The sequence below is a fragment of the Mesorhizobium sp. M4A.F.Ca.ET.020.02.1.1 genome (genome assembly GCF_004022645.1).
Classification (GTDB): Bacteria; Pseudomonadota; Alphaproteobacteria; order Rhizobiales; family Rhizobiaceae; genus Mesorhizobium.
Genome location: NZ_RZOI01000297.1, coordinates 1 through 6,776, shown reverse-complemented (window position 1 = coordinate 6,776; position 6,776 = coordinate 1). Strand labels below are relative to the sequence as shown.

Sequence of the window (6,776 nt, the reverse complement as noted above, 5' to 3'; positions counted from 1 at the left end):
GATCATAGGCGGCGCGTGCGCTGCCGCCTGCCGGCGCGATGGCGAAGATCACCAGCGTCAGCGCGAGCGCGATCTCGACCCAGTAGCCGCGCTGCAGGAAGCCGAAGCTCCCCTGATAGTGCGCCATGGATCGGCAGAGCAACACGCCGAGAAAGAACGAGAAGGTAACGCGCGGCAGGCCGCTGGCGATGGTCGCGCCGGTCATGCCGAAATCGAGCGTGCCGGAGAGCATCGCGGCAAGAACAAGCAAGGCCAGGCTGCCGGTGATCAGGCCCAAGAGCACCCGCTTCGACAGGACGAAGAACAGCAGCACATAGGCGATGTTCACCAGCAATTCAAAGAACAGCGACCAGGATGCGGGGTTGAGCGGGAAGATCGTGTGGTAGGCGTCGCCAACCAGCGGGATGAACAGCATGCCCGTCGTCAGCATCAGGGCGACATCGGATAACGGCATGTATTCGCCGGGCATTAGCCTGTTCTTGATCAGCAGGTAGAAGGCGCCGAGCAGCGTGCCGGCCAGATAGAGCGGATAGAGCCGTATCAGCCGGACCAGCAGGAAGGTGCCGAACCCCATCCCGCTCTCGATCTTGCGGTCATAGGTGTGCGCGATGACGAAACCGCTGAGCAGGAAGAACAGGTCGACAGCCAGATAGCTCGACGGCAGCACCTTGCCGTCAGCGATGAACGGCGAGAAGTGGTAGAGCATGACGCTGATCGCCGCCACGCCGCGCAACGCGTCGAGATTGAGGTAGATGTGACGGGTTGCCGGCTGCATTCGTGGCCTTCATCAGCGGATCGCTGCGCGACTTCTGCAGCTGCCCAGCGCCCCGCGGGGCTGCTTTCTCAATTCTTGCCGGCGCTCGCCCGCGCCATACATGCCGATCGCCTACTGGCTGGCCATCGGCGCCAGCTTCACTTTGATCACGTCCCCAGGCTGCACCGGCGTATCCTCGGTCGCCGCGACCTCGGTCGTCTTGCCGTTGACCACCCGAACCAGCGCGTAAAGCAGGGCGGGTTGATCGCTGTTGGTCATGGCTGCCTGCGTGGCGGGGTCCGAGGCCACGGTCATCAGGCCCTTTTGCATGCCCACCCTGAGTTCTGCTTCTTTCAGGTCGGTTTCGACTTGCTGGCGGTCGGAGGCGAGGCTCGATCTCAGCGTGTTTTCGGCGTCGGTAGCGTCCTGCGTCGCCTTGCTGATCGACTGTTTGGCGGTAAGGATCGCCGTCTCGTAGTCCAGGATCTGCCCCTGCAGGTCGGCGATCGTCTGTTCCGAATTCAGCACCCGCGTCTGCACGACGAGGCCCTTCTGCGCCAGCGCTCCGACGCTGTCGAGCTGTTCCTTGGCGAGGTCCACCTGGCGCTGCTGGTTGATGATCTTCTTCTGCAGCGACTCGATCTCGTTTTGCAGAAGGTTCTTCAGATCGTCCAGCGCCTGCAGCTTCAACTTGAGCTTCTTCTGATCGGACGTCAGCACAGCCATCTCGTCGGCGACGATCGTCGCCACCTTCGGATCGTCGGCGACTTCCTTCGGCGCCTCGAACGTCGTCTTGTCGGCGAGCTCGGCGTCGATGCGGGCGCGCCTGACGACGAGGCGAAGCCGCTGGTCGTCGTAGATGTCGTAGTTGCCTTTGGCGGTGATCAGGTCGCGATCCTGCTGCGGGCCATTCTCCGCGTTGCGGCGGATGCCGCCTGCGACGCTGATCGCCTTCAGCACGGTCAGTTCCGGCACATAGGGAAATTGCCCGGGACTCTGCACCTCGCCGGAAATGTAAAATGGCCGGAACTGCACCATTTCCACCGAAGCTTCCGGCCTGTCCGAAAGCGCCAGCTTACGCTGTAGCGTCTCGCTGATCGCCGCGGCGATCTCGGCGGTGGTCTTGCCGGCGGCGGGCAATTCTCCCGCGAACGGAACCGACAGGGTCCCGGCCGGGCCGACCGAATACTCGCCATTGATGGCCGACCAGTCGCGGAACGTGCCCTCGACCGTCTGCCATTCGGCGATTCGGATGTTGAGCTTGTCCTGCGGCCCAAGCTGATAGTCGCCGGCCATGGCAGGGACAGCCAGCAAAAGCGCAAGGCCGGCGACAGCAAGCCGCGCCGGCATCATGGGGCGCGACAGACGGCTGTCGCGAAGGAGTCCGAATATGTCTGTTTTCAACTGAACGTTTCCGATCCGCTTGCCCCATCGCCCGATGAGCTTGCTGCCGGACGCCCGATCCGATGCGAGACGGCGTCCCAATCGAAGGCTGCCGTGCTCCTTGCGGAGCCCGGCCTTGCGGCTCAGTAGCTGCCGCGCGACATCCATACTGCAGGCACTGTCTTGAAGATGATGCGAATGTCCTCGAACAGCGACCAGTTCTCGACATAATGACGATCGAAGGCGACGCGGCTGTCATAGGACACGTCGTTGCGGCCGCTGACCTGCCACAGCCCGGTAAGACCCGGACGTGACTTCAAATAGTAGACCGCGGCGCTGCCATAAATTTCCAGCTCGTCGCGCACGACGGGGCGCGGCCCGACTAGGCTCATGTCGCCCTGCAGGATGTTGATGATCTGGGGCAGCTCGTCGAGGCTGAGTTTCCGCAGCACCTGGCCGACGCGGGTAACGCGCGGGTCGTTCTTCAGCTTGCGCGTCGCGATCCACTCGGCATTGGCTTCCGGATTGGCGGCAAGATGTGCGGTCAGAACCCGCTCGCCGTCTTGCACCATGGTGCGGAACTTGAGGCACGGGAAAATCCGGCCGCCGCGGCCGATGCGCTTGTGGCCATAGAAGATGGTCCCGCCGTCCGACAACTTGACGAGCAGCGCGACCATCAAGAACAGCGGGCTGAGCAGCACCAGGCCAGCCAGCGAACCGACGATATCGAAACCACGCTTAAGAAGCCCGCCGATCGGTGGCGGAAAATCAATGCCGGCGTGCGAAAAACCCGCATCGGCCGACTTGGCAATATCCCTCATGCCGCAACTCCATACGTTGAACGAATGGTTTACGGCACGATATCAAAAAAATGTTGCAGCGCAACACACAATTTCCCATCACGATGAAATAGTCACGTCATGAATTGACTAAATAATAAACGTGCCCTGCCCAAAAATTCACCTTTATGGCGCGTTTGTGACAAACTATGAGCAACGTAAGGAAATGTAGTGCCTTTTTGAGGCCGATTTTGGGCGAATCGTTCTTTGTCGCAGAGGGGATTGCCATAACTCACCCCAGAATCACTCACTTGGCCAAGTTATTCGAGTTAAATACTAATTAATATTGCGGATTCTACTGCAGCAAAATCTGCTTTCCGCAATCGGCTGTGGAGCCGGCGTGTGCGACGCAGCATGCCAGAGTCGAACCCGAAAACCCATTCAAAATTATTTGTGCTTGGCCTTGCCCGAGGTATCCCGCCTTAATAGAGTCGCAAACTGTTCATGTTAGAGTTTGGATAGGTTGGGAAGGCCGGAAGCAACCGGCCGAAAAGCGAGCAGCAGGATAAGCTCGCGTGGCGCATGGGGAGATACTCGGGTGGGTAAGTCGTCACTTTTGCATGCTCGTGTCGGTTGATGGATCGACGGACATGTCACTTCCAAAGTTCATTGTCGGGATGCTGTTCGCCCTCGCGATCGTGATCTCGTGGTCCTATTTCGATGGCGCCTCGCTAGGCACGATCATGCTGCGCGCCGTGATCTGCGTCGCCATTAGTCAGGCCGGCTATTTTCTGCTGGTCTTTCTCATGGTTGCCAGGAGCGCGCCGACCGTGGCCGACAGGATGCGCGAGGCCGAAAGAGGCCTTGGCGCTCCAAAGGCTGCCAAAGGCGAGAAGTTCAGCGCCAGGCGCAGCATCCGTTAGCGCGGCGTCCTGCTGAAACCGCGAGGCGGGCGCGCTCAGCCGGCGTCGGCAACCTCTGGTTCCGCCTGCTCGCCCGACAGCATCCTGGACAGCCGGCTGCCGGATTTGGCCTTCAGGCGCTGATACTGCCCGACCTCGACGATGCGGCCGTTCTCGATGGCCACTACCCAATCGGCGAAGGCGATCATCGAAGGCCGGTGCGCAATGGTCAGGATTGTCATCGTGCCGCGCAGCCCGTCGATCGATTTGGCGATCAGCGACTGATTCTGCCAGTCGAGGGCGCTGGTCGCCTCGTCGAGGATGAGCAGCGATGGCTTGCGCAACAGCGCCCGCGCCAGCGCGATCCTCTGGCGTTCGCCACCCGAGAGCCGGATGCCGCGGTCGCCGACCACCGTGTCCAGCCGCTGCTCCAGCCCCTTGACGAAATCGGCCGCATGCGCCGCGCGCAACGCCGCCCACAGCTCCGCGTCGCTGGCTTGCGGCGCGGCAAGCCTGAGGTTCGCCGCGATCGTGTCGTGCAGCAGGAACACGTCCTGCGGCACATAGGCCACCTGGTCGCGCCAAAGCCTGCGGTTGTCCGGCCCGATCTCGACACCGTCGGCGAGGATCTTGCCTTGTGTCGGTTCGAGCAGGCCGAGCAGCATGTCGGCGATCGTGCTCTTGCCCGATCCTGAAGGGCCGATAAGGGCGGTGACCTTGCCGGCGGGAAGGCCGAAGGTGATGCCGCTGACCACAGGCTTGCCCTCCGCGGCATCGGCAAGGCCGGCATAGGCAAGCGAGACATCGCGTATGTCGAGCCCGACATCGAGGGTCAACCTCACGCCCTGCACGGCCTGGCTGGCCGCCGTCTCGCGCTCGGCGTCGAAGCGCCTCTGCAGGTCCTGCATCGAGGCGTAAGCGGGCAGGTTGATCAGCAATTGCTGTGCCTGCGTCTGCATGTCCATGAAGCGCGGCGCGATCCGCATGAAGACCAGAAGCAGCACGACGATTTCGGCCAGCGCGAGATGGAACCGGGTAAGCGCAATGTAGATGAACAGGCTGAGGCCGATGACGCTCGCCACCTGGAAAAAGGCCGTGCCGATCGTGCTGTTGCGCACATAGCTGATGTTGTCGGCCTTCATCTTCTCCAGTGTCGCCTGCAGCTGCGCGAAATAGCTCGCCTCGACATTCAGGCTCTTGGCCACCTTGATGCCGCCGAGGAATTCCGAGACGGTGCGGTACTGGTCCTGGCGATTGGCGGTGAGCACCCGGCCATAGGTCGTCGCGCGCGAGCGGAACGGCCGCAGCGCCACGAACATCAGCACGCCGATGACGATGGCGAACGACGTCATCACCGGCGAGATGAACAGCGACACCGCGAGATAACCGGCCAGTAGCACGGCGGTTTGCACCAGCATCAGCAGCGAGAAGGCGGCGGCCTGTATGCGATCGATGTCGCCGGTCAACGCATGATCGAGATCAGAACTGCGTGTGCGCGCGAAAATGCCCCAGCGCGCTCTGCCGATGGCCTCGAACAGATCCATGCGCAGGCGGTTGACGAAGTCATAGAGCAGCCGCGCCATATAGACGGACTTGAAGCGGTTGAAGCCTGCCTGCAGCGCGACGAGGCCGACGAGCAGGCAAAGCACCGTCGCCAGCCCAAGCGTCCCGCCAGGCACCAGCCAGGACAGGACAGGGTTGTCAGGCAGCCTGATCGCGAAATCCTGGTCGGATCTGCCGATAAGATGCAGCAGCGGGACGAGCAGCAGGATCGAGATGCCTTCGGTCAGGCTGCCCAGGATGAGGAAGACGAGCGCGATCCATGTCCGCCGCCCGCCGATCCGGGCCATAACGGCGCCGAAGCCGGCAATATCCCGAACCAGCGACAGGCGAAGGATTTTGGCCATGGCTCGTCTCACTCCGGCCTGTTGCCGGACGCCAGGTCCCGTTCGATCAGCGCGACAGCCTCGCCGATCCGGTTCAGCCCGGCCGGCACTTCGAGGCGATGCACGCCGATCCGGTTGGCCAGCCCCGCGCATTGGCGAAGATGCATGGCGGCGAAATCGCCGACCAGCGCGGCGCGGCCGAAGCGCGTCACGTAGGAGAATTTGATGAGTGCCGACAAGGCGCCAGGCCCCGCATGGGGCGAGATCGCCGCGCTGTCGCGGCGCTGGAGAATGTAGATCCGCGTTGCCGCAACCGCGCCGCGGGCAAATCCGCCATGCAGGCGGTGCTGCGCCTTGTCGATGGCCGGATGCGCCTGCGGGCGGATTTCCGCTTGCCGGATCGGGATGGCGGCGGCGGCATCGGCGGCGAGCTTCAGCTGCGGAAAGGCGGGAATGATCACCGGTCCGTCCGGCCTCGACATATCCACCGCCACGACATCGTCGGTCAGCAACCGGTGCCCGGCGCTGATCATCGCGCCGGCCGTAGTCGACTTGCCGGCGCCCTTGTCGCCCATGAAGATCGCGCTCCTGCCGCCGACGGCGATCGCACTGGCATGCAGCACGAGCAGGCCGCGCTGGTGCAGAAGCAGCGCCATGACCGGCCCCAGCAGCGGGAAGGCGATCAGCTGGTCGTCGATGCCGGGCACGGGCTCGATGTCGATGCGGCGGGCATCGCTGATCAGGAAAGCGCCGACCGCCTCCCAGGCGAGATACTGCCGCGCCGGCTCGAAGCGAAAGGCGGTTCCGGCCACGAGCTGGAGTCCTGGATGGTCGATCGGGCCCACCGCGATCACAATGTCTGGCTCGGCCGGCGCCGTGGCCTCCAGTTCGGGCAAGGCCACCTCCGACCTAATCGTCAGCCCATAGGCCCGGTAGAAGCGGCGCTCCCGGCCGCTCTTTTCGACCGGCTCAGCCGAATTCTGACGGAGTGCGGGCGCGAGCGAACCGTTGATGGACATCATGCGAGGCTCCCGCCGAGTTTGACCTGGCGCAGCCAGAGCGACAGCGAGGT

At 63.0% G+C, this 6,776-nt stretch carries 6 protein-coding genes; 1 reads left to right on the top strand and 5 read right to left on the bottom strand.

Annotation, left to right across the window (positions count from 1 at the left end):
• From EN742_RS18835 to EN742_RS18825, 3 genes are all read right to left on the bottom strand, one after another.
• A partial coding sequence (locus EN742_RS18835) for an acyltransferase (protein WP_148670152.1) occupies positions 1–775 on the bottom strand: 775 nt, incomplete at its 3' end.
• Between the two features lie 111 nt (positions 776–886).
• Entirely contained in the window at positions 887–2,107 is a 1,221-nt protein-coding gene (locus EN742_RS18830) for a polysaccharide biosynthesis/export family protein (RefSeq protein WP_127405399.1), read from the bottom strand.
• Between the two features lie 173 nt (positions 2,108–2,280).
• Positions 2,281–2,958, bottom strand: a complete 678-nt coding sequence (locus EN742_RS18825) for a sugar transferase (protein ID WP_127405394.1) — start codon at positions 2,956–2,958, stop codon at positions 2,281–2,283.
• A gap of 608 nt (positions 2,959–3,566) precedes the next feature.
• Here EN742_RS18825 and EN742_RS18820 point away from each other — a divergent pair.
• Positions 3,567–3,839 carry an exopolysaccharide production repressor exox gene (locus tag EN742_RS18820; protein ID WP_126056865.1) on the top strand — a complete coding sequence of 91 codons (273 nt, stop codon included), beginning with the start codon at positions 3,567–3,569 and terminating at the stop codon, positions 3,837–3,839.
• Positions 3,840–3,874: 35 nt separating this feature from the next.
• On the opposite strand, the gene EN742_RS18815 is transcribed toward EN742_RS18820, so the two are convergent.
• Entirely contained in the window at positions 3,875–5,725 is a 1,851-nt protein-coding gene (locus EN742_RS18815) for an ABC transporter ATP-binding protein (RefSeq protein ID WP_128333140.1), read from the bottom strand.
• Positions 5,726–5,733: 8 nt separating this feature from the next.
• On the bottom strand, positions 5,734–6,726 hold the full coding sequence (locus tag EN742_RS18810) for a serine kinase (protein WP_348632864.1): 993 nt from the start codon (positions 6,724–6,726) through the stop codon (positions 5,734–5,736).
• Positions 6,727–6,776 lie beyond the last annotated feature (50 nt).

Excerpts from the sequence above, each read along its gene's own strand:
- EN742_RS18815 (WP_128333140.1), bottom strand. The coding sequence starts at position 5,725 with ATGGCCAAAATCCTTCGCCTGTCGCTGGTTCGGGATATTGCCGGCTTC.
- EN742_RS18820 (WP_126056865.1), top strand. The coding sequence starts at position 3,567 with ATGTCACTTCCAAAGTTCATTGTCGGGATGCTGTTCGCCCTCGCGATC.
- EN742_RS18810 (WP_348632864.1), bottom strand. The coding sequence starts at position 6,726 with ATGATGTCCATCAACGGTTCGCTCGCGCCCGCACTCCGTCAGAATTCG.
- EN742_RS18830 (WP_127405399.1), bottom strand. The coding sequence starts at position 2,107 with ATGATGCCGGCGCGGCTTGCTGTCGCCGGCCTTGCGCTTTTGCTGGCT.
- EN742_RS18825 (WP_127405394.1), bottom strand. The coding sequence starts at position 2,958 with ATGAGGGATATTGCCAAGTCGGCCGATGCGGGTTTTTCGCACGCCGGC.